Raw genomic sequence first — 19796 nt, 5'->3', positions numbered from 1 at the left:
CCCCCGCGACGTCCCCCGCGTCGTCCCCCGCGTCGTCGGCACGAGCGTGCCGCCCAAGAACTGGGAGGAGCGGACGTCCGGCACCGACGCCTACGCCGGTGACGTCGACCCGCCCGGCACGCTGACCGCGCACGTCCTGCGCTCGCCCCACCCGTACGCGCGGATCGTCTCCGTGGACGCCGAGCGGGCGCGCCGGATGCCCGGGGTCCACGCGGTGATCACCGCCGCGGACTTCCCGGTGGACACCCCCTACATCCACGCGGAAGGGGAGCACTCGGACCGCCATCCGCTCGCCCGCGACGTCGTCCGCTTCGTCGGCGAGGAGGTCGCCGCGGTCGCCGCGGAGACCGCCGAGCAGGCGCGGGCCGCCGCCGCCGCGATCGAGGTCCGGTACCGCCGGCCCCGCCGCAGGCCGCCGCTGACGATGGACGCCGCGCTGAAGCGGCGCTCCCTCCGGCTGCACCGCCGCCCCACCGGCGAGCACAACGTGTCGGTGCACGACAAGGGCCGGTGGGGCGACCCCGAGGCCGGTCGCGACGCCGCCACCGTGGCGGTGGAAGGAACGTTCCACTACCCCCGGGTCTCGCACGCCTGCATGGAGCCGAACACGACGCTGGCCCACTGGCACGCCGACAGCGGAACCCTCGAACTGTGGACCTCGACGCAGGCCCCGTGGTTCGTGACGACCGAGGTCGCGCACGTGCTCGGGCTCGAACCCGCGCGGGTGATCTGCCGGGACGTCGCCGTGGGCGGCGGCTTCGGGTCCAAGTCGAAGGTGTGCGAGCACGAGGCGCTCGCGGCGGCGCTGTCCATGGCGGCGGGCCGGCCCGTCCGGCTCGCGTACACGCGCGAGGAGGAGTTCGCCGCCACCAAGCCGCGGCACGCCTTCCGGGTGCGGCTCCGCTCGGCCGCCGACGACACCGGCAGGCTGCGCGCCCTCGACGCCCGGCTCGACGTCGACAACGGCGCCTACAACCACTACGGCCCGTCGATCATGAAGGTCGGGATCAAGACGCTCGGCTCGATCTACCTGCCGGACGGCGTCGGCTGGGACGCGCGGCTGATCGACACGGCGCTGCCGCCCGGCGGGCAGTTCCGCGGCTACGGCAGCCCGCAGGTCGCCTTCGCGACGGAGTCGCAGGCCGACGAGCTGGCCGAGCGGCTCGGCATGGACCCGATCGACTTCCGGCTCCGCAACGCCAACGAGCCGGGCACCACGACGCTGTCGGGCGCCCGGCTCGGCTCCGCCCGGCTGGCCGAGTGCCTGACCGCGGTCCGCGAGGCGATCGGCTGGGACGACAAGCGCCGCGACCGCCGGCCGCTGCGCGGGGTGGGCGTCGCGTGCGGGATGCACGGCAGCGGCTCGTACGCGCACGGCGGCTCCAACCGCTCCGACGCCGCCGTCGACCTGTTCGAGGACGGCCGGGCGCGGGTGCGGTTCGGCGGCGCCGACGCGGGCACCGGCCAGCGCACCGTCCTCGCGCAGATCGCGGCGGAGGAACTCGGCCTGGCCGCCGACGACGTCGACGTGCTGATGGCCGACGGCGAGCTGACCCCGTTCGACATGGGCGCCTGGTCGTCGCGCGGCACGCACATGGGCGGCCACGCGGTGCGCAAGGCAGCCGCCGAACTCGCCGAGACCGTGCGCGGGCTCGCGGCGCAGAAGCTCGGCTCGGACGACGTCCGGCTGGCGGGCGGGCGGGCGCACGCCCCGGACGCGGACATCGCGCTCGGCGACCTCGTCGCGCTCAGCCCGGACGCCAGCGACGGCGTACTCAGCCACGAGACGTCCTACGTCGATCCCCGGATGGAGACCTTCGGCGGCGGGAACCCCCGCCCGAACGTCTCGGCCAGCTACACCTTCGCGGCGCACGCGGTGGAGGTCGAGGTGGACGAGGCGACCGGCCGGGTCCGCGTCCTGGACTACGTCGCGGCGCACGACATCGGCCGGGCGATCAACCCCGCGATGGCCGAGGGGCAGGTGATCGGCGGGGTCGCGCAGGGGCTCGGCGCCGCGCTCGGCGAGGAACTCCTCTACGAGTCCGGCCGCACCGTCAACCCCGCCTACATCAACTACGCCCTGCCCCGGGCGGCCGACCTGCCGCCGGTGCGGGTGATCATGATCGAGGGGGACGAGGAGGCCGGGCCGTACGACGCGAAGAGCGTCGGCGAGATGCCGATCGTGCCGCCCGCCCCCGCCGTCGCGAACGCGGTGTACGACGCGATCGGCGTGCGCATCCGCGACCTGCCGATCACCCCGGACAAGGTGCTGCGCGCCCTGGCCGAACGCGACGGCCGACCCGCCCGCCGGTACCGGATCGCCGCACGGCCGTCGCGGTGGTGGATCGAGCTGCTGCGGCGCGCGTACCCGTTCGGCGTGCACTGGGCGCTGCACCGGTTCGGCACCCGGCTGGCCCGCCGGGCGCCGGAGGGCGAGATCGAGGCGGTGCGGCGGCCCGCCGACACCGGCGAGGCCGTCGCGCTGACGGGCGCGGGCGGCACCGCCGTGGGCGGCAACACCGACCTCGCCCCGCAGCGGCAGCAGGGCCTTTCCGCACCGCGGACCCTGGTGCGGCTCACCACCGTCCCGGCCCTGCGGACGATCACCGACCGCGACGACGGCGCCCTCGACATCGGCGCCGCGGTCACCCTGGACGCCCTCGCCGCCGCGACCCGCGGCCGGTTCGACGCCGTCGCCGACGCCGTCGAGTCGATCGCGTCCGCGCAGATCCGGGCGGTCGCCACCGTGGGCGGCAACCTCGTGCAGGCCAAGCGCTGCTGGTTCTTCCGCAACGGCTTCGACTGCTACAAGCGCGGCGGCGCCACGTGCCCCTGCTACGCCGTCCAGGGCGACCACCGCTTCTACCACGCGGCGATCGGCGGGCACCGCTGCCAGGCGGTGACGCCCTCCGACCTCGGCACCGTGTTCACCGCGCTGGACGCCCTGGTGCTGCTCTCCGGCCCCGGCGGCGACCGGACCGTCCCGATCGGCGACTTCTACACCGGCCCCGGGGAGACGTGCCTGCGGGACGGCGAGCTGGTCACCGCGGTGCGCATCCCGGCCGCCGCGGCGGACCGCCGCTGCGTGTTCGACAAGCTCCAGCTCTGGTCGGGGGACTTCGCCGTCGTGTCGGTCGCGCTGTCGGCCACCGTCACCGCCGGCCGCTGGGACGGCACCCGCGTCGTCCTCGGCGCGGTCGCCCCCACCCCGTGGCGGGCCCGTGCCACGGAGGCGGGCTGCGACGGCGCCCCCTTCGACGCCGCCCGGTTCCGCGCGCTGCTGGACGGCGAGCTGGCCCGGCACGGCCACCCGCTCGCGGGCAACGACTGGAAGCTCGACGCGGCCCTCGGCATGGCCGAACGGGCGGCCGGACGGATGGAAGGAGACCATTGACCAGCGAGCATCTGACCAGCGAGCCCCCACCGGGCCGTGACGCGGCCGGAACACTGCGCACCGCGCTCGGCGAGGCCGGTATCGAGGTCGTGGCGAGCCTCCCCGACTCCTGGCTGTCGCCCCTGCTGACGGCCCTCGACGCCGATCCGCGGATCCGGCACGTCAAGGTCACCCGGGAGGACGACGCGCTGGGCATCGCCGCCGGGGCGGCGCTCGCGGGCGGCCTCGGCGCCGTCGTCTGCCAGAACGCCGGCCTGCTCGTCGGCGCGAACGCCCTCGCCGGGTACGTCCACCTGCACGAGCTGCCGCTGCTGGTGCTGGCCGCGCAGCGCGGCGACATCGACGACGGCTTCTACTACCAGGCGTACAAGGGGCGCGTCGTGCCGCCCGTGCTCGACGCGATCGGCGTGCCGTACCACCGGATGCGCGGCGGCGCCGACCCGCGCATGGTCATCGCCGCCGCGGACCAGGCCCGGCTGCACCGCCGGCCCGTCGTCCTGCTGCTGGACCGCGAGTCCCTGCTCGGGGAGGGCGCCCGATGAGACGTTCCACGCTCGCCCGGATCGTGGCCGGGGTCCTCGCCGAGGACGACATCGTCATCTGCTCGCTGGGCTCGGCCGGGCGGGCGTGGCGGGAGGCGTCCGCGCCCAACCTCACCTACTTCGCGTCCGACCCGATGGGCATGGCGCCCTCGCTCGCGCTCGGGTTCGCGCTCTCCCGCCCCGATGACCGGGTGGTGCTGATCGAGGGGGACGGCGACCTGGCGATGAACCTCGGCGTCCTCGCCGCCATCGCGGGCGCCGCCCCGCCGAACCTGCGCATGGTCGTCTTCGCCAACGGCCGGTACGAGACCGGCGGCGGGCAGGCGCTCGCCGGCCGCCTCGACCTGGCCGCCGCCGCCCGCGCCTGCGGCTGGCAGCGGGTCGAGTCGCCCGCGCCGGGCGCGGACGAGCCGGCCGTCGCCGCCGCCGTCCGACGGATGTACGCCGCCGAAGGGCCGGCCATGGTCGTCCAGCGGGTGGAGTCCGAGGCGTCCCCCTACCCGAAGGCGGGCCGCTGGTCGCAGGCGGACGACAAGGCGGTGTTCCAGCGGACGCTGGCCGCACGCGACGAATCCGGAGGTCGAACTTGAGCAGCGCTAACGGTACGAAGAAGAGGACGCTCGTCCGCGGGGGTCACGTCTTCGACGTGGCGTCCGAGTTCGGGGTGTGCGACATCCTGGTGGAGGACGGCGTCATCGTCCGCGTCGCGCCCGGCATCGACGCCCCCGGCGCGGAGGTCGTGGACGCCACGGGACGCATCGTGATCCCCGGGCTGGTCAACGCGCACACGCACTCCAACCAGACCATCGAGCGCGGCCTGTGCGACGACCTGCCGCTCGACACCTGGATGGTGCTCGCCAGCTACGGCGGGGCGGGCGCGCGGCTCAGCCCCCGCGAGCTGTACGTGTCGGCCATGCTCGGCGCGATCCAGATGCTGCGCAACGGGACGACGAGCGTCCTCGACTGCGCCCGCGCCGACCACGAGTGGATGGGCGAGGGCCTCGACGCCATCACCCAGGCGTACGCCGACGTCGGCATGCGCGCCAACGTCGCCGCCCAGTACAGCGACCTGGACTTCTTCTCGTCGCTGCCGCTGGACCTCGTGGACGGGACCGGGCACCTCGCCCGCCCGCCCCGCGCCAAGCCGGACGAGGTGCTCGGCGAGGTCCTCGGCTACATCGACCGCTGGCACGGCGCGAACCCGCGCATCACCCCGATGCTCGGGCCGTCCTCGCTGCCGCGCTGCTCGACGGACCTGTTCACCACCAGCGCGGACGTCGCGCGCGAGCGCGGGCTGCGGCTGCAGACGCACCTGCTGTCCGCCAAGTCGCAGGTCTACGTGGCCGCGACCCGCTACGGCACCTCCACGGTCGAGTTCCTCGAACGCATCGGCTGCCTGGGCCCGTGGGCGTCGTTCGCCCACGCGATCTGGCTCGACGACGAGGAGATCGCCAGGTTCGCCGCGTCCGAGGCGGTGGCCGTCCACAACCCGGTCAGCAACCTGAAGCTGGGCGCGGGGGTGGCGCCGGTCCCGGAGCTGCTGCGCGCCGGCGCGTCGGTGGCGCTGGGCTCGGACGGCGCCAGCAGCAACGACAGCCAGAACATGTGGGAGACGATCAAGATGGCGGCGCTGCTGCCGCGGGCGCGCGAGGAGCAGGCGTCCTGGCCGGGCGCGCTGTCCGTCCTCGACATGTGCTGGGACGGCGGCGCCCGCGCGATGGGCGCCCCGCTGGGCCGGATCGCCCCCGGGCACCGCGCCGACCTCGTCCTGCTGCGCACCGGCGAGGTGTTCGTCGCGCCGAAGGAGCAGGTCGCCTACCAGCTCGCGTACGCCGACATGAACCACGCCGTCGACACGGTCCTGGTCGACGGGTCGCCGGTGGTGCGGAACGGCGAGCTGATCAACATCGACACCGACGCCATCCTCGCCGAGGCGGCGGAGCTGGCCGCCCGCGTCTGGGCGGGCCTGCCGGACCGCATGACGAACTACGAGAAGACCGCGCCGCTGCTCCAGCGGCTGGAGGACGAGGTCCGCCGCCGCCCCTGGTCGCGGGCTACCGGCATCTGAGGGCGGACCATCCGGAGGGCCGCCCGACCCGGCCAGCCGACCGGACGCACGGCCCAACCGGCCGGCTGAGCCGGACGGCTCAGCCGGTCAGCTCGGGCCGGTCAGTTCAGCCGGTCAGCTCGTGCCGGTCAGTTCAGGCCGGTCAGCTCGTGCCGGCCAGCTCGGGCCGGTCAGCTCGGGTCGGCCAGCTCGGGCCGGCCAGTTCAGCCGGTCAGGAGGTGCTCGCGGCCGAACATGGCCGCGGTCTCCCGGGCGGTGGGTGTGCCCGCGTCGAGGTCGGCGCCGGCGTCGCGCAGGACGGTCACCACATCGTCGGCGCCCTTGAACAGGGCGCCGGCGATGGCGGACTGGTTGCGCCCGTTGCGCACGTCCGGGTCCGCGCCGCGGGCGAGGAGGGCGCGCACCGTCCCGGCGTGGCCGTGGTACGCCGCGAGCATGAGCAGCGTGTTCCCGTTGGCGTCGGTGACGTCCACGGGCAGCCCGTGGTCGACGAACTCGGCGAGCTGCGCGGTGTCGCCCTCGCGGGCGAGGTCCATGGCGATGGCCACCACCCGCGCGGTCTGCTCCGCCGTAAGCGCGGCGTCGTTCACGTCCCTCCTCCAGATCACCGACTCGAACCCGTTGACTTGCGGCGTGTTGTTGTTATGGCACGCCTGATAACAACAACACGCCGCAAGTCAACGAAAGGCGGGGTTAGAGGCTGCCTGCGGCCAGGGCCTCGATCGCCTTGCGGACGCCCTCGCCGTAGGCGGGGTCGGCCTTGGTGCAGTTGGCGATGTGCCGGTCGATGGTCGTCTGCGAGGCGCCGTCGATCGCACGGGCGGTGTTCTCGAACAGGACCTGCTGCTGCGCGGCGGTCATGAGCCGGAACAGGTTGCCGGGCTGCTCGTAGTAGTTGTCGTCGTCCTCGCGGAAGTTGAACCGGTCGGCGACGGCGCCCACGGCCTGGCTCGGCTCGCGGTAGCGGGGCTGCTCCTGCCAGCGGCCGTAGGAGTTCGGCTCGATGCCGGGGGTGGCGCCCTGGTTGCCGTCGACGCGCATGGCGCCGTCGCGGTGGAAGGAGTTCACCGGGGACCGCGGCTGGTTGACCGGGATCTGGTGGTGGTTCACGCCGAGGCGGTACCGCTGGGCGTCACCGTAGGAGAACAGCCGGCCCTGCAGCATCTTGTCGGGCGAGAAGCCGATGCCGGGGACGACGTTGGCCGGGGTGAAGGCGGCCTGCTCCACGTCGGCGAAGTAGTTGTCGGGGTTGCGGTTCAGCTCCCACTCGCCGACCTCGATCAGCGGGTAGTCCTTCTTCGACCAGACCTTGGTGAGGTCGAACGGGTGGAACCGGTAGTTGTCGGCCTCGGCCTCGGGCATGACCTGGATGTACAGCTTCCACTTCGGGAAGTCGCCGCGCTCGATCGCCTCGAACAGGTCTCGCTGGTGGGACTCGCGGTCCTTGCCGATGAGCGCCTCGGCCTCGGCGTCGGTGAGGTTCTTGATGCCCTGCTGGGTGCGGTGGTGGAACTTCACCCAGAACCGCTCGCCCTCGGCGTTGACGAGGCTGTAGGTGTGCGACCCGAAGCCGTGCATGTGCCGGTAGGACGCGGGGATGCCGCGGTCGGACATGACGATCGTGACCTGGTGCAGCGCCTCGGGGAGGTTCGTCCAGAAGTCCCAGTTGTTCTCGGGGTCGCGCATGTTGGTGCGCGGGTCGCGCTTCACCGCATGGTTGAGGTCGGGGAACTTCAGCGGGTCGCGGAAGAAGAACACCGGGGTGTTGTTGCCGACGAGGTCCCAGTTGCCCTCCTCGGTGTAGAACTTCAGCGCGAAGCCGCGGATGTCGCGCTCGGCGTCGGCCGCGCCGCGCTCGCCGGCGACGGTGGAGAAGCGGGCGAACATCTCGGTCTGCTTGCCGACCTCGGAGAAGATCTTCGCGCCGGTGTAGCGGGTGATGTCGTTGGTGACGGTGAACGTGCCGTACGCGCCCGAGCCCTTGGCGTGCATCCGGCGCTCGGGGATGACCTCGCGGTCGAAGTGCGCGAGCTTCTCCAGGAACCAGACGTCCTGCAGGAGCATGGGGCCGCGCGGGCCCGCGGTGACCGAGTTCTGGTTGTCTGCGACCGGCGCTCCGGCGACCGTGGTCAGTGGCTTCTGGTTGTTCTCGGGCAAGGCTCGCTCCTGTGAGTGATACGTCGTGCTGCTCGCGACACTGAGCGAACCTTATCGACTTTTCTTGAATCATTCAATAAAACGAGGTGAACACCTCAGTGGTCGCGGGCCTGGAAGGCGGCCACCTCGGACTCGTACGCCCTGGCGGCCCGCTCCCGTTCGCCCCAGCTTCGGCGGGCGAGGGAGACGAGGCCCGGGGCCCTGTCCAGGAGGGTGCGGGCCGCGTCCTCGGCGGACGGTGCGAGCTCGTCCGGCGGACGGGCGACGGCGTCGCCCAGCAGCGCGGCGGGTATCCGCTCGGAGGTCAGCAGGACCCGGCTCGCCGTCGCGGGCGGGAGCAGCCGGCTGAGGATGCCGTGGCCGACCGTCACGCCCACGTCCAGCTCAGGGAGGCGCAGCCAGGCGTCCGCGGCGATCAGCGGGACGTCGGCGGCGGCCAGCAGGAGCGCCCCGGCACCGACCGCCGGGCCCTGCGCCGCGACGACCACCGGGGCCGGGCAGCGCAGGACGGCGGTCAGCGCGGCGGCGCCCACGGCCAGCCCGCCGCCGGTCGCGTCCTCGCCGCGGTCGTGTCCCGCGCTGAAGACGTGCCCGGCGGCGTCGATCAGGAGGCACTCGTCCGGGCGCATGCCGGCGCAGGTCTCGGTGAGCCACCGGTAGGCGGCCGTGTCGAGGGCGTTGACCGGCGGGCGGTCGAGCGTCGCCCGGACGAGCCGTCCCTCGCGTCGCACCCGCATCAGGCGCTCCTCAGTAGGACCGGGGCAGGGACAGCCGCTTGTGCGCGACGTGGTTCAGCAGCATCTCGGAGCTGACCGGCGCGATCCGGAAGAGGCGGACCAGCCCGTGCAGGGTGGCCAGGCCGTACTCGCGGGACATCCCGTTGCCGCCGAGGGTCTGCATCGCGGCGTCGAGCGCGGCCGACGCGGCCTCGGATGCGGTCAGCTTCGCCATCGCCGCCTCCACCCCGCCGGTCTCGCCGCGGTCGAACGCGCGGGCCGCGGACGAGGTGAGCAGCCGGGAGGCGGTGAGCGCCGTCTCGGCGCGGGCCAGCGGATGCGAGACGGCCTGGTGCGCGCCGATGGGAACGCTCCAGACCGTCCGCTCGCGGGCGTACTTCACGGCGATGTCGATCGCGTATCCGGCGATGCCGTTCAGGAGGGCGGCGCTGACGATGCGCTCGGGGTTGAGGCCCGCGTACAGCACGGCCATGCCGGCGTCCGCCCCGACCATCGCGGAGCCGGGCACGCGGACCTCGTCGTAGAACACGCTGTACTGGCGCTCGGGCGACAGGATCTCGACCTCGATGGGGCTCGTGGTGAGGCCCGGCGCGTCGGTCGGGACGATGAAGACCCGCAGCTCGTCGCCGGCGCGGGCGACGGTGAGGAGGGCGTCGGCGTTGTCGACGTGGGAGACGTAGTACTTCTGGCCCGACAGCACCCACTCGTCGCCGTCGCGGCGGGCCCGCATACGCAGGTTGTGGGTGTTGGACCCGGCGTCGGGCTCGGTGATGGCGAAGCCGAGGACGCGCGAGCCGTCCGCCAGGCCCGGCAGCCACTCGGCCTTCTGCGCCGGGGTGCCGAAGCCGTCGAGCATCGTCGCGCAGACGGCGGGGGAGAGTGCGACGAGCATCAGCGGCAGCCCCGCCTCGGCGATCGCCTCGGCGACCACCGACAGGGCCTCGACGCCCGCGCCCGCCCCGCCGTGCTCGGCCGAGATGCCCGCGCCGAGCGCGCCGATGCCGCCCAGCGCGCGCCAGAGGTCACGGGCGTTGTCCCCCGCGTCCGAGGAGCGGACGTAGTACTCGTGGCCGAAATCGCGGCAGGTCCGCAGCACGGTCTCGCGCAGCTCGGCCAGCTCCGCGGGGGTCTCGGGTGTCGGCCGCACGCCGGTCCTCCTCGTTCGATGGTCTGACTTGATCGGATCGCCCTGCACAGCGCCGGAATCCGATGTCAAGAATGTTACTCGGATGTAAAAGACTGATGTATTACACTCTAGTTCACGCCCGGCCACCGGTCGAGCCAGCCGCCGCGCACCGGCCCCGCATCCGGGGAACGGGCCGGCGGCCCCGCGGAGGAGCATCTCGGTACAGCCGCTGAGATACCTTGTGAGCAGGGCCTTCACGACATGCGATCCATGACTGAGGGCCCTGCCGAGCGGGGTGCGGGGGAGTGCGGACGCACCCCGCCGCACCCCCGCCGCACACCGGCATGAGCGACCCGCTCCCGTCCGGACCAGCGAGAACAGCTTCATCGAGGGGTTGTCCTCAGACGACCTCGTCCTGCAAACTCTGACGTATTCACTCCCTGGTTTGGGTGGGGGTGCCTGCATCGCCCGACCAAGGCGATCATCGAGGAGAGACCATGAGAGCAGCCATGCGCCGCTACGCGGCCATCGCGGTATCGGCCGCCGTGGCCGTGTCCATGACGGCCTGCGGGTCGTCCGGATCGGATACATCAGATGGATCTGGCGACACGTACACCATCGGCGTCGTGAACTCCACGACCGGCGCGCTCGGCGCGGTCGGTCAGCAAGAGGCCAAGGGCATGCAGCTGGCCGTGGAGGAGATCAACGCGGCCGGCGGCGTGAAGGGCCGCAAGCTGAAGCTGGAGGAGGTGGACGACCAGGGCTCGGTGAACCTGACCACCTCCGGGTTCAAGAAGCTCGCCACCGAGACCAAGGTGCCGATCGTGCTCGGGCCCGGCATCTCCGCCAACGCCAAGGCGGTGGCGCCGCTCGCCGACCAGTACGGCGTCACGCAGATCCTCCTCGTCGCGCAGCCCGAGGTCGCCAACGGCACCAAGCACGTCTTCGAGGTGCCGCTGCCGGGCAAGGCCAACTCCGAGGCCATGGTCAAGTACGCCAAGGACCAGGGCGCCAAGAACGCCGCGATCATCTGGGCGAACAACCCCTACGGCCAGGCGGGCAACACCGACATCACCAACGCCGCCAAGGCGTCCGGCATCGAGATCGTCAACTCCGAGGGCTTCGACCCCGGCAAGTTCGACTTCACCGCGCAGGCGGGCAAGGCGGCCGCCGCCGACCCCGACGCGATCTTCCTGTACGGCGCCGGCGGGTCCAGCGACGCCCTGGTGCTGAAGAACGTGGCCGCGACCGGCTACGAGGGCATGATCATCGGCGACCTGGCGTACTCCTCGGACTTCGTCCCGGAGACCGCCGGAGGCGACGCGGCCGACAAGGTCATCTCGCTGACCGCCGTCAACTACGGCGACCCGGACGAGAAGACCAAGAAGTTCCTCGACGCCTACGAGGCCAAGTTCGGTGAGGCCCCCTCGGTGCTGAGCACCTACGCCTACGTGTCGGTGCAGCTCGCCGCCGCGGCCATCGAGAAGGCCCCCGAGTACACCGGCGAGGAGCTCTCCAAGGCGATCGAGTCGCTGAACTTCGACAGCATCGTCGGCAAGCTCGCCTACACGTCCGAGTGGCGCGGCGGCCCGAACGCCGACGCCTTCAAGCCGGTCACGTTCAAGGACGGCGAGTACGCGGTCCCGGACCAGGGCTGACCTCTCCAGCAGATGACGGTGGCCGGGCCGGGAACCGGCCCGGCCACCGCCCTCGCCCTTAAGGAACCCGCCCGTGCGCATCCTCGACCTTCTCGTCTCCGGTCTCACGCTCGGCGCCATCTACGCGCTGGTCGCCCTCGGCTTCCACCTCGTCTACCGCATGACGGGGGTGCTGGACTTCGCCCAGGGCGACAAGGTGATCATCGGTGGCCTGCTCGGCCTGACCCTGGTCAACCAGGGCCTGAACACGATCCTGCTCGTCGCGCTGATCGTGCTGATCGCCGGGCTGCTGCTCGGCATCGCCTACGACGCGATCGTGATCATGCCGACGCAGAACAACGGCCATATCGCGACGATCGCGGCGACCGTCGGCATCATGCTCGTGTTCGCCAACGGCGGCCACCTCATCTGGGGTCCGGACGGCAAGCCGTTCCCGCCCGTCCACCGCGGCGTGCTGGAGATCGGCGAGATGCGGATCGGCTACCAGGACCTGCTGATCTGGGCGGTGGTCCTCGCCGTCGCGGTCGGGCTCGCGCTGCTGCTCGGCCGGTCCCGGATCGGCCGCGGCATGGTCGCCGCGGCGACCGACCCGCTCGCCGCCCAGGCCGTCGGCATCAACGTCTCGCGGATGCGCGCCATCGCGTTCGCGCTGGCGTTCGGACTCGCCGCGCTCGCCGGCGTGCTGGTCGCGCCGATCACCCTGGCCGGCGGGGCGCTCGGCACCGCGCTCACCCTGAAGGGCTTCACCGGCGCGGTGCTCGGCGGCCTCGCCAGCACCCGGGGCGTCATCGTGGGCGCCCTGCTGCTCGGCGTGTTCGAGAGCGAACTCGCCGCGGTCATCCCGAACAGCTACGTCGACCCGATCGTGCTGATCGCTTTGATCATCGTCCTGCTAGTGATGCCGAACGGCCTGTTCGGCCTGAGGAGGCAGCGCCTTGCCTGACAAAGCCTTCGCCCTCCGGGCCGGGCGGCACCTGGGCCCGACCGTGGTCGCCGCCGTCATCCTGATCGGCTTCGCGTTCGCGAACCCCGGCGTGACGAACCTGGCCCTCGGCGTGAACATCGGCGTCGCCGCGATCGCCGCGGTCGGCCTGACCCTGACCATCGGCGGCGCGGGGCAGCTCGCGCTCGGCCAGGCGGGGTTCATGGCCATCGGGGCGTACGGGACGTCCTACCTCATGCTCGACCGGGAGATGGCGTTCCTGCCCGCGCTGATCCTCGGCGTCGTGCTGGCGCTGGTCGTCGGCGTGCTCGTCGGCTACATCGCGCTGCGGCTGTCCGGCCACTACCTCGCGATGGCGACGCTCGCCGTCGGTACCGCGATCCACGCGTTCCTGATGCTGCCGGGCCCGCTCGGCGGCGCCAACGGGTACGCGCCGATCCCCTTCCCGGAGATCTTCGGCTACAAGATCCTGGACCCGCGCGACCAGTACCTGCTCGTCGCGGTCACGCTGGTCCTCGTGCTGCTCGGGTCGCGCTGGCTGCTGTCGGCCCGGATGGGCCGGGAACTGGCGGCGCTGCGCGACGACGAGGTCGCCGCGCGGTCGGTCGGGGTGAACATCACCGCCCGCAAGGTGCAGATCTTCGCGATCTCCGCCGCGATCGGCGCGCTCGCGGGCGGTGTCAACGCCCCGCTGCAGACCGCCATCGACCCGTCGCTGTTCTCCACGGCGATCTCGATCCAGCTGTTCGTCATGGTGATCCTCGGCGGGCTCGGCAACATCTACGGCGCGGTGTTCGGCGCCGCGCTAGTGACCTGGCTGATCGCCGAGGTCCCCGGCAGCGGCTCGTGGGCGCTGACCGTGCTCGGCGTCGTCGTGGTCGTGTTCATGGCCGTGCTGCCGGACGGGCTGTCGGGCGTGCCCCGGATCGGCCGGGCGCTGCTGGGCCGGTTCCGGCGCGGGCCCGGCTCCGGCGCGACGATCACGGAGGTGTCGAAGTGAGGACTCCGGGAACCGCGGAGGCGCGCGGCGTCACCCGCCGCTTCGGCGGGCTGACGGCCGTGTCGGACGTGAGCTTCACCGCCGCCAAGGGCGAGATCCACGGGATCATCGGCCCGAACGGCGCCGGGAAGACGACGCTGCTGAACGTGCTGAGCGGGCTGCAGCGCCCGTCCAGCGGCTCGGTGCTCATCGGCGGCGAGGACGTGACGCGCTGGCCGAGCCACCGGCTGGTGAAGCGGGCGCGGCTGGTGCGGACGTTCCAGACCGTCCGGCTGTTCGGCAGCATGTCGGTCCGCGAGAACCTGATGGTCGCGGCGCGGACGACGACCGCCCCGGCGCAGGCCAGGGAGCGGGTCGAGGAGGTGCTCCGCCGGCTGTCGCTGGACGAGCTCGCCGGCGAGCCCGGCGCGGCGCTGTCGTACGGGCTGCAGCGGCGGGTCGAGCTGGCCCGCGTGATGGTGGCCGATCCGGCGGTGGTGCTGCTGGACGAGCCCGCCGCCGGGCTCAGCCCGCAGGAGCGCGGCGACCTCGCCGACATGCTGCGCGAGATGCGCGACTCGGGGGTCACGGTGATCCTCGTCGAGCACCACATGGACCTCGTCCACGCGGTCTGCCAGAACTGCACGGTGCTCGACTTCGGCAAGGTGATCGCGCGCGGCACGCCGGACGAGGTCACCCAGGACCCCGCCGTCCTTGAGGCGTACCTGGGCGGCCGGCACCACCGGGCGGCGGACGTCGACGCGCCCGTTCCCACGGGCGAGGAGGACTGATGGCACAGGCGCAGGACGGTCCGCTGCTCGAACTGCGCGGCGTCGGCTACCGGTACGGGGCGATCAGCGCGCTGAAGGGCGTGGACCTGCACGTGAACCGCGGCGAGGCGGTCTGCGTCATCGGGCCGAACGGCGCGGGCAAGACGACGCTCGCGCGGCTGGCGGGCGGGCTGTACCGCCCGGCGTCCGGGACGGTCCGGGTGCACGGCGAGCCGCTGTCCCGGCTGCCGCACGAGGCGGTCGCGCGGGGCATCGGCAGCGTCCTGGAGGGCCGGCACCTGTTCGTGGAGCAGACCGTCCAGACGAACCTGGAGCTCGGCTGCTACCACGGCAAGGTGCCGAAGCCGGTGGTCGAGGAGCGCCTGGAGAAGGTCATGGACCTGTTCCCGGTGCTGCGCAAGCGCGCCGACCAGCAGACCTCGACGATGTCGGGCGGGGAGCAGCAGATGGTCGCGGTGGGCCGCGCGCTGATGGCCGAGCCGGAGATCCTGATCCTGGACGAGCCGTCCATGGGCCTCTCCCCCAAGATCACCGGTGAGGTGTTCGACGCGCTCGCGGCGCTGCGCAAGGGCGGGCTGTCGATCCTGCTCATCGAGCAGAACGCGCCGCTCGCCTTCGAGCTGGCCGACCGCGGCTACCTGCTGCGGCAGGGCGAGGTCGTGGTCGAGGGAAGCATCGAGAAGCTGACCAACGACGAGGTGGTCCGCTCGGCGTACCTGGGGGCGTGATGGGTTCGGGGACCGGGGCTCCCCTCTCGGGCGGCCCGCTCCACGCGGAACTTGAGCGGCTGTACGGCATCGCGCTGGCGGAGGCGGGCCTGCCGGGCGCGCTCCACCAGGGCGACCCGCCGCGCGACACCTCCTCGCCCGTGCCCGCCGGGCCGGCCGGCTCGGGTGCCGGCCCGTCGGCGCAGGTCGAGCGGGCTTTGGAGCGCATCGCCGCCACCGACGGCGAGCTGCGGGCATGGGCGCTCGTGGACGCCGAGGGCGCCCGCGCCGAGGCGGCGCGGAACGCCGGCCGGGGGCCGCTGCAAGGGCTCCCGGTCGGGGTGAAGGACCTCATCGACGTGGCCGGGCTGCCGACCGCCGCCGGGTCCCGGCACCTCGCCGGCCCGGCGCGGCGCGTCCCGGCCGCCGACGCCGGGTGCGTCGCGCGGCTCCGCGAGGCCGGCGCCGTGATCGTCGGCAAGACCACCACGCACGAGTACGCGTTCGGCGGCACCACGCCCCCGACCCGCAACCCGCGCGACACCGCGCGGATCCCGGGCGGCTCGTCCGGCGGGTCGGCGGCGGCGGTCGCCGCCGGGCACGTGCGGCTCGCCCTCGGCAGCGACACCGCCGGGTCGGTGCGGATCCCGTCCTCCTACTGCGGGACGGCCGGGTTCGTCCCGTCCCCCGGGCGGCTCCCCGGCGACGGCGTCCTGCCGCTCGCCTGGTCGCTCGACCGGGTCGGCCTGATCGCCGCGACGGCCGACGACATCGCGCTGTCGGCGGCCGCCCTGGGGATCATCGCCCCGGCGGGCGGCGCGGCCCGTCCCGCCGGGTTCGCGGGGCTGCGGATCGGCGTCCCGGCCGGGACGCTGGACGAGCCCATCGACCCCGCCATCGGCGCGGCGGTCGAGCGGGCCCTGGCGACCGTCCGCGACCTCGGCGGCGAGGTCGTCGAGGTGGCGATCCCGCACGGCTGGGCCGGCGTCACCGCCGGCATGACGATCATCCTCGGGGAGTGCCTCGACTACCACCGCGAGCGGCGCGGACCCGGCGGCGACGAGCTGTTCGGCGCCGACGTGCGCGCCATGCTCGACCTCGCCGAAGAGGTGCCCGCCGGCGCCTACGTCCGGGCGCAGCGGGTGCGGAGCCTCCTGCGCGACGAGGCGCTGGCGGCGCTGTCCGGCGTCGACCTGCTCGCGATGCCCACCATGCCCTGCGTCGCCCCCCGGGTGGACGCCGTCGCCGACGGGATGGTCCCGGTCGGTGGAACGGAGGTGACCATGGCCGCCGCCCACCTGCGGTACAACGTCCTGGCGAACCTTGCCGCACTCCCCTGCGGGACGCAGCCCCTCGGCACCGACCCGGACGGCCTCCCGTTCGGGCTCCAGTGGGTCGCCGCCCCGGGGCGCGACGAGACGCTGATCAGCGCGATGACGACGTTCGCACCCCAGGCCGATGTCCGCTAGCAACCGTGTCATCGACTCCCTGCGGCTCGATGACACGTTCCTCGACGAAGAGCACCGCGCGCTGCGGGACGTCCTGCGCCGGTTCGTGCAGGACTACATCGTCCCGCGCGCACCCGAGTGGGAGTCGAACCTGCGGGTCCCCGACGAGGTGTTCACCGAGCTGGGCGCGCTCGGCTTCCTCGGCCTGTCGTTCCCGGCCGAGCACGGCGGGGGCGGCGCGGGGACGCGCGGCGCCGTCGTCTTCAACGAGGAGCTCGGGCGCTCCACGTTCGGCGGCGTGGCCACCTCGATCTCGGTGCACACCGACTACTCCGCGCTGCACGTGTCCCGCGCCGGCGACGCGGAGCAGCGGCGCCGGTTCCTGCCCGACATCCTGTCCGGACGGAAGATCTGCGCGCTCGCCGTGACCGAGCCGGACGCGAGCTCCGACCTGACCCGGCTCACCGTCCGCGCCCGCCGGGACGGCGACTCCTACGTCCTCGACGGCCGCAAGACGTTCATCACGAACGCCAACATCGCCGGGCTGTTCTTCGTCGTCGCCCGGACCGGCGAACCGGGCCGGCACGGGCTCTCGCTGTTCGTCGTCGAGCGCGGCACGCCCGGCCTGTCGAACGGGCGGACCTTCGAGAAGACCGGCTGGCGCTCGTCCGACACCGGCGAGCTGGTGTTCGAGGAGTGCCGCATCCCCGCAAGCAACCGCCTCGGCGCGGAGGGGGAGGGGTTCCGCTGGATGATGCGGGGCCTCGACCACGAACGCATCGGCCTTGCCGCGCAGGCCGTCGGCCTGGGCGAAGCCGCCCTCAACGAGACGGCCGCCTGGCTCCACACGCGCCCCGCCTACGGCAAGACGCTCTGGGACCTCCAGGCCCTCCGGCACGAGATGGCCCGGCTGACGGCGCGCCTCGCATCGGCCAAGACGCTGCTGTACCACACGGCCGCGCTGGCGGACACCGGCCAGGACCCCCGCACGCACGCGGCGGTGCTGAAGTCGTCGGTGCCGGAGATCGTCAACGAGCTGGCGTACAAGTGCGTCCAGTTCAACGGCGGCAACGGGTTCGTCCAGGGCTCCGCGGTCGAGCGGATCGCCCGGGACGCCCGCTTCCTCGCCATCGGCGGCGGGTCGACCGAGGTCATGCTCGACGAGATCGCCCGCCTGCTATGACCCCGCCTCCCGTGACCGGCCGGTCCTCAGCGCCGCCAGAACCAGAAGGACGCGCCGTAACGGGAGCGCAGCCCGAGCCGGGGCCCCTCGGCGGTCTCGACGACGCCGGTCGAGACGCCGTGGTCCCCCGCGGCGAGCCGCGCCGCGAGCGCGTCGAGGTCGTCCATCGCGCAGCCCGCGACGACGCGCGGATAGGCGTGCGGCGGCCGGGGCTCCGCCGGGGCGACGTGCTGGAGGAACTCCAGCCGGGCGTTGCGGGACGCCGGCCCGCGGGCGATGATCGCGTCGAAGCCGTCCCCGGGCTCCAGCCCGAGCAGCTCCTCCACGGCGGGGCCGTCGAACCGGCCGTCGAAGTAGATGCGTCCGCCGAGGACGTCCTCCACGAACGTCCGCGCCCCCGGCAGGTCGGCGGTGCCGAACACGATGGCGTTGACCTCGCTGACGTCCACCTCGGGCCGCTCCCCGAGCACGCACCGCGTCCGGCCCTCCCGGTACTGGACGAACGCGTGCCGCAGCCCCGAGTGCGTCTGCTCCAGGAGCCGCTCCCTGACCGGGTACTCGGTACCGGGCAACAGGTACTCCACGGGGTCGCTGGCGAACGCCCACCCCTGCCTCTCGATCACGGCCTCGGTGGCGTCGGGGTGGCGCAGGTAGAAGTCGAGGGCGTACGGACCGGGACGGTCGGGGACACCGACCGCGTCCGGCGCCGGCAGGCCGGGCACGTCCACGAGCCGGATCCACCCGCCCTTGCTCCCGGGCTTGCCGAGCAGCACCGACTCCGCGGGCGGCGCCGGCAGATCCCAGAGCCGCTGCCACAGCGCGGGCTCCCGCACCGGCCCCCGCTCGACGACCTCGAACCCCATCGCGTCCACGTAGAGCTCAAGCAAAGGGCCGGTGCCGGCCACCGGCAGGACCACAATGTCGATACCGTCGAACACGTCCCCGACCCCCATCGCCGCCACCGGCCCGAAACCAGAACCGGCACTTTAACGTCTGATGTATTGCCAGCAACGGTACCAAAGCCACCCGATCGGAAGGTGGCCAAGGACACCCCGCACCATAACCGGCTCACCCGCCGCCCTTCGGTAAGGTGTCGGAGGTTTCCTCCGCCCCACCCGCCAGGGCGAATAGCGCGGGCCGGACCCGGACCTCCGGCCTAACCGCCACTCCTCGGCAGCCACGGCCTCGCGTGATGTCTGATGTATGCTCGGGCTTGCTGTGAGTCCCGGTGGCGCGGAGTTCCCGACTCAAGAACCAGCACCTCGAAGCCAGACCAGGGGGACAGCGACGTGTCCAGCACCAAAGACAACACCTCCGGCCGTTCCGGCACGGGGACGGCGACCGCGCTGCCGGTGAGCCGGCTGCGCCCGGCCTACCAGCAGGTCGCCGACCAGCTGCGCGAGCTGATCCTGGACGGTTCCCTGGCCCCCGGCGACCGCCTTCCCCCGGAGGGCGAGATCGGCGGCAACTTCGGGGTGAGCCGCAGCACGGTCCGCGAGGCGCTCCGCGTGCTGGCGTCGCAGGGCCTCGTGAAGACGGTCCGCGGTACCACCGGCGGCACGTTCGTCTCGCACATCGAGCCCGACCAGATCAGCGACTTCCTGGAGGCCGGCATCGGCCTCATGTCGGGCTCGGCGGCGCTGCCGCTCTCGGCGATCCTGGAGGCCCGCGAGCTGCTGGAGGTCCCCGCCACCGCCATCGCGGCCGAGCGCCGCGAGCAGCGCCACCTCGACGCCCTGCACGCCGCGATGGAACGCGAGAAGCGCTCCCGTGGCCGCAGCATGAAGTTCCAGGAGCACCGCCACTTCCACGGCATCATCATGGAGGCGACCGGCAACGGGCTCCTCACGATGATGACCCAGCCGGTCTTCCACGTCCTGCGGACGCGCTTCCTGAACGCTGACTCCCCCGCCGAGTTCTGGGCCCAGGTCGACGACCAGCACGGCCAGATCACCGACCTCCTGGAAGCCGGCGACGGCGCAGCGGCCTCCGCCGCCATGCGCGACCACCTCCGCTACATCCGCGACGCCTACCGCGAGAACTAGCGCGGCCCAGCCCCACCC

General features: G+C 73.0%; 17 protein-coding genes. 12 read left to right on the top strand and 5 right to left on the bottom strand.

Annotation, left to right across the window (positions count from 1 at the left end):
* The 4 genes from E1200_RS17060 to E1200_RS17045 all read left to right on the top strand — a co-directional run.
* On the top strand, positions 1-3394 hold a 3394-nt coding region (locus E1200_RS17060), incomplete at its 5' end, for a molybdopterin cofactor-binding domain-containing protein (RefSeq protein WP_131953018.1).
* Complete coding sequence (locus tag E1200_RS33755) at positions 3391-3936, top strand: thiamine pyrophosphate-binding protein (RefSeq protein WP_165950342.1); 546 nt, start codon at positions 3391-3393, stop codon at positions 3934-3936. The genes E1200_RS17060 and E1200_RS33755, both read left to right, overlap by 4 nt.
* On the top strand, positions 3933-4526 hold the full coding sequence (locus tag E1200_RS17050) for a thiamine pyrophosphate-dependent enzyme (protein WP_131953016.1): 594 nt from the start codon (positions 3933-3935) through the stop codon (positions 4524-4526). Before E1200_RS33755 ends, E1200_RS17050 begins: the two co-directional genes overlap by 4 nt.
* Positions 4523-6004: an amidohydrolase gene (locus E1200_RS17045; RefSeq protein WP_165950341.1), complete on the top strand. Its 1482-nt coding sequence runs from the start codon at positions 4523-4525 to the stop codon at positions 6002-6004. Before E1200_RS17050 ends, E1200_RS17045 begins: the two co-directional genes overlap by 4 nt.
* A gap of 203 nt (positions 6005-6207) precedes the next feature.
* On the opposite strand, the gene E1200_RS17040 is transcribed toward E1200_RS17045, so the two are convergent.
* The 4 genes from E1200_RS17040 to E1200_RS17025 all read right to left on the bottom strand — a co-directional run bounded on the left by E1200_RS17040 (position 6208) and on the right by E1200_RS17025 (position 10045).
* Positions 6208-6594 carry an ankyrin repeat domain-containing protein gene (locus E1200_RS17040; RefSeq protein ID WP_243708622.1) on the bottom strand — a complete coding sequence of 129 codons (387 nt, stop codon included), beginning with the start codon at positions 6592-6594 and terminating at the stop codon, positions 6208-6210.
* Between the two features lie 103 nt (positions 6595-6697).
* Positions 6698-8161: a catalase gene (locus E1200_RS17035; protein ID WP_131953014.1), complete on the bottom strand. Its 1464-nt coding sequence runs from the start codon at positions 8159-8161 to the stop codon at positions 6698-6700.
* Between the two features lie 95 nt (positions 8162-8256).
* Positions 8257-8898 carry an enoyl-CoA hydratase-related protein gene (locus E1200_RS17030; RefSeq protein ID WP_131953013.1) on the bottom strand — a complete coding sequence of 214 codons (642 nt, stop codon included), beginning with the start codon at positions 8896-8898 and terminating at the stop codon, positions 8257-8259.
* 10 nt (positions 8899-8908) lie between these two features.
* Positions 8909-10045, bottom strand: a complete 1137-nt coding sequence (locus E1200_RS17025; protein ID WP_207933391.1) for an acyl-CoA dehydrogenase family protein — start codon at positions 10043-10045, stop codon at positions 8909-8911.
* A gap of 476 nt (positions 10046-10521) precedes the next feature.
* On the opposite strand from E1200_RS17025, the gene E1200_RS17020 reads away from it, so the two are divergent.
* The 7 genes from E1200_RS17020 to E1200_RS16990 all read left to right on the top strand — a co-directional run bounded on the left by E1200_RS17020 (position 10522) and on the right by E1200_RS16990 (position 17733).
* The gene (locus E1200_RS17020; protein WP_131953012.1) at positions 10522-11682 is read left to right on the top strand and encodes an ABC transporter substrate-binding protein; all 1161 of its coding nucleotides are present in this window, start codon (positions 10522-10524) and stop codon (positions 11680-11682) included.
* 73 nt (positions 11683-11755) lie between these two features.
* Positions 11756-12625, top strand: coding sequence for a branched-chain amino acid ABC transporter permease (locus E1200_RS17015; RefSeq protein ID WP_131953011.1), 870 nt, complete (start codon positions 11756-11758; stop codon positions 12623-12625).
* Entirely contained in the window at positions 12618-13625 is a 1008-nt protein-coding gene (locus tag E1200_RS17010; RefSeq protein ID WP_131953010.1) for a branched-chain amino acid ABC transporter permease, read from the top strand. Before E1200_RS17015 ends, E1200_RS17010 begins: the two co-directional genes overlap by 8 nt.
* Complete coding sequence (locus E1200_RS17005; protein ID WP_131953009.1) at positions 13622-14395, top strand: ABC transporter ATP-binding protein; 774 nt, start codon at positions 13622-13624, stop codon at positions 14393-14395. The genes E1200_RS17010 and E1200_RS17005 overlap by 4 nt, the downstream gene beginning before the upstream one ends.
* Complete coding sequence (locus tag E1200_RS17000; protein WP_131953008.1) at positions 14395-15123, top strand: ABC transporter ATP-binding protein; 729 nt, start codon at positions 14395-14397, stop codon at positions 15121-15123. The genes E1200_RS17005 and E1200_RS17000 overlap by 1 nt, the downstream gene beginning before the upstream one ends.
* Positions 15123-16571, top strand: coding sequence for an amidase (locus E1200_RS16995; RefSeq protein WP_131953007.1), 1449 nt, complete (start codon positions 15123-15125; stop codon positions 16569-16571). The genes E1200_RS17000 and E1200_RS16995 overlap by 1 nt, the downstream gene beginning before the upstream one ends.
* Positions 16561-17733 carry an acyl-CoA dehydrogenase family protein gene (locus E1200_RS16990; RefSeq protein ID WP_131953006.1) on the top strand — a complete coding sequence of 391 codons (1173 nt, stop codon included), beginning with the start codon at positions 16561-16563 and terminating at the stop codon, positions 17731-17733. The genes E1200_RS16995 and E1200_RS16990 overlap by 11 nt, the downstream gene beginning before the upstream one ends.
* A 26-nt stretch (positions 17734-17759) precedes the next feature.
* Here the strand turns inward: E1200_RS16990 and E1200_RS16985 are convergent, their stop codons facing one another.
* Positions 17760-18686, bottom strand: coding sequence for a hypothetical protein (locus E1200_RS16985; RefSeq protein WP_131953005.1), 927 nt, complete (start codon positions 18684-18686; stop codon positions 17760-17762).
* A gap of 336 nt (positions 18687-19022) precedes the next feature.
* Here E1200_RS16985 and E1200_RS16980 point away from each other — a divergent pair, with 336 nt between their 5' ends.
* Positions 19023-19778, top strand: a complete 756-nt coding sequence (locus tag E1200_RS16980; protein WP_165950340.1) for a GntR family transcriptional regulator — start codon at positions 19023-19025, stop codon at positions 19776-19778.
* Positions 19779-19796: the final 18 nt, after the last annotated feature.

This window comes from Actinomadura sp. GC306, assembly GCF_004348665.1.
In the GTDB taxonomy this organism is placed as follows: domain Bacteria; phylum Actinomycetota; class Actinomycetes; order Streptosporangiales; family Streptosporangiaceae; genus Spirillospora.
The sequence above is the reverse complement of the archived record's forward strand: the minus strand, read 5'-3'. Positions and strand labels throughout refer to the sequence as shown.

What these genes read in the sequence shown, in the direction of transcription:
- E1200_RS17050 (WP_131953016.1), top strand. Translation starts at nt 3,933, where the DNA reads ATGAGACGTTCCACGCTCGCCCGGATCGTGGCCGGGGTCCTCGCCGAG.
- E1200_RS17030 (WP_131953013.1), bottom strand. Translation starts at nt 8,898, where the DNA reads ATGCGGGTGCGACGCGAGGGACGGCTCGTCCGGGCGACGCTCGACCGC.
- E1200_RS17020 (WP_131953012.1), top strand. Translation starts at nt 10,522, where the DNA reads ATGAGAGCAGCCATGCGCCGCTACGCGGCCATCGCGGTATCGGCCGCC.
- E1200_RS17000 (WP_131953008.1), top strand. Translation starts at nt 14,395, where the DNA reads ATGGCACAGGCGCAGGACGGTCCGCTGCTCGAACTGCGCGGCGTCGGC.
- E1200_RS16995 (WP_131953007.1), top strand. Translation starts at nt 15,123, where the DNA reads ATGGGTTCGGGGACCGGGGCTCCCCTCTCGGGCGGCCCGCTCCACGCG.
- E1200_RS16990 (WP_131953006.1), top strand. Translation starts at nt 16,561, where the DNA reads ATGTCCGCTAGCAACCGTGTCATCGACTCCCTGCGGCTCGATGACACG.
- E1200_RS16985 (WP_131953005.1), bottom strand. Translation starts at nt 18,686, where the DNA reads ATGGGGGTCGGGGACGTGTTCGACGGTATCGACATTGTGGTCCTGCCG.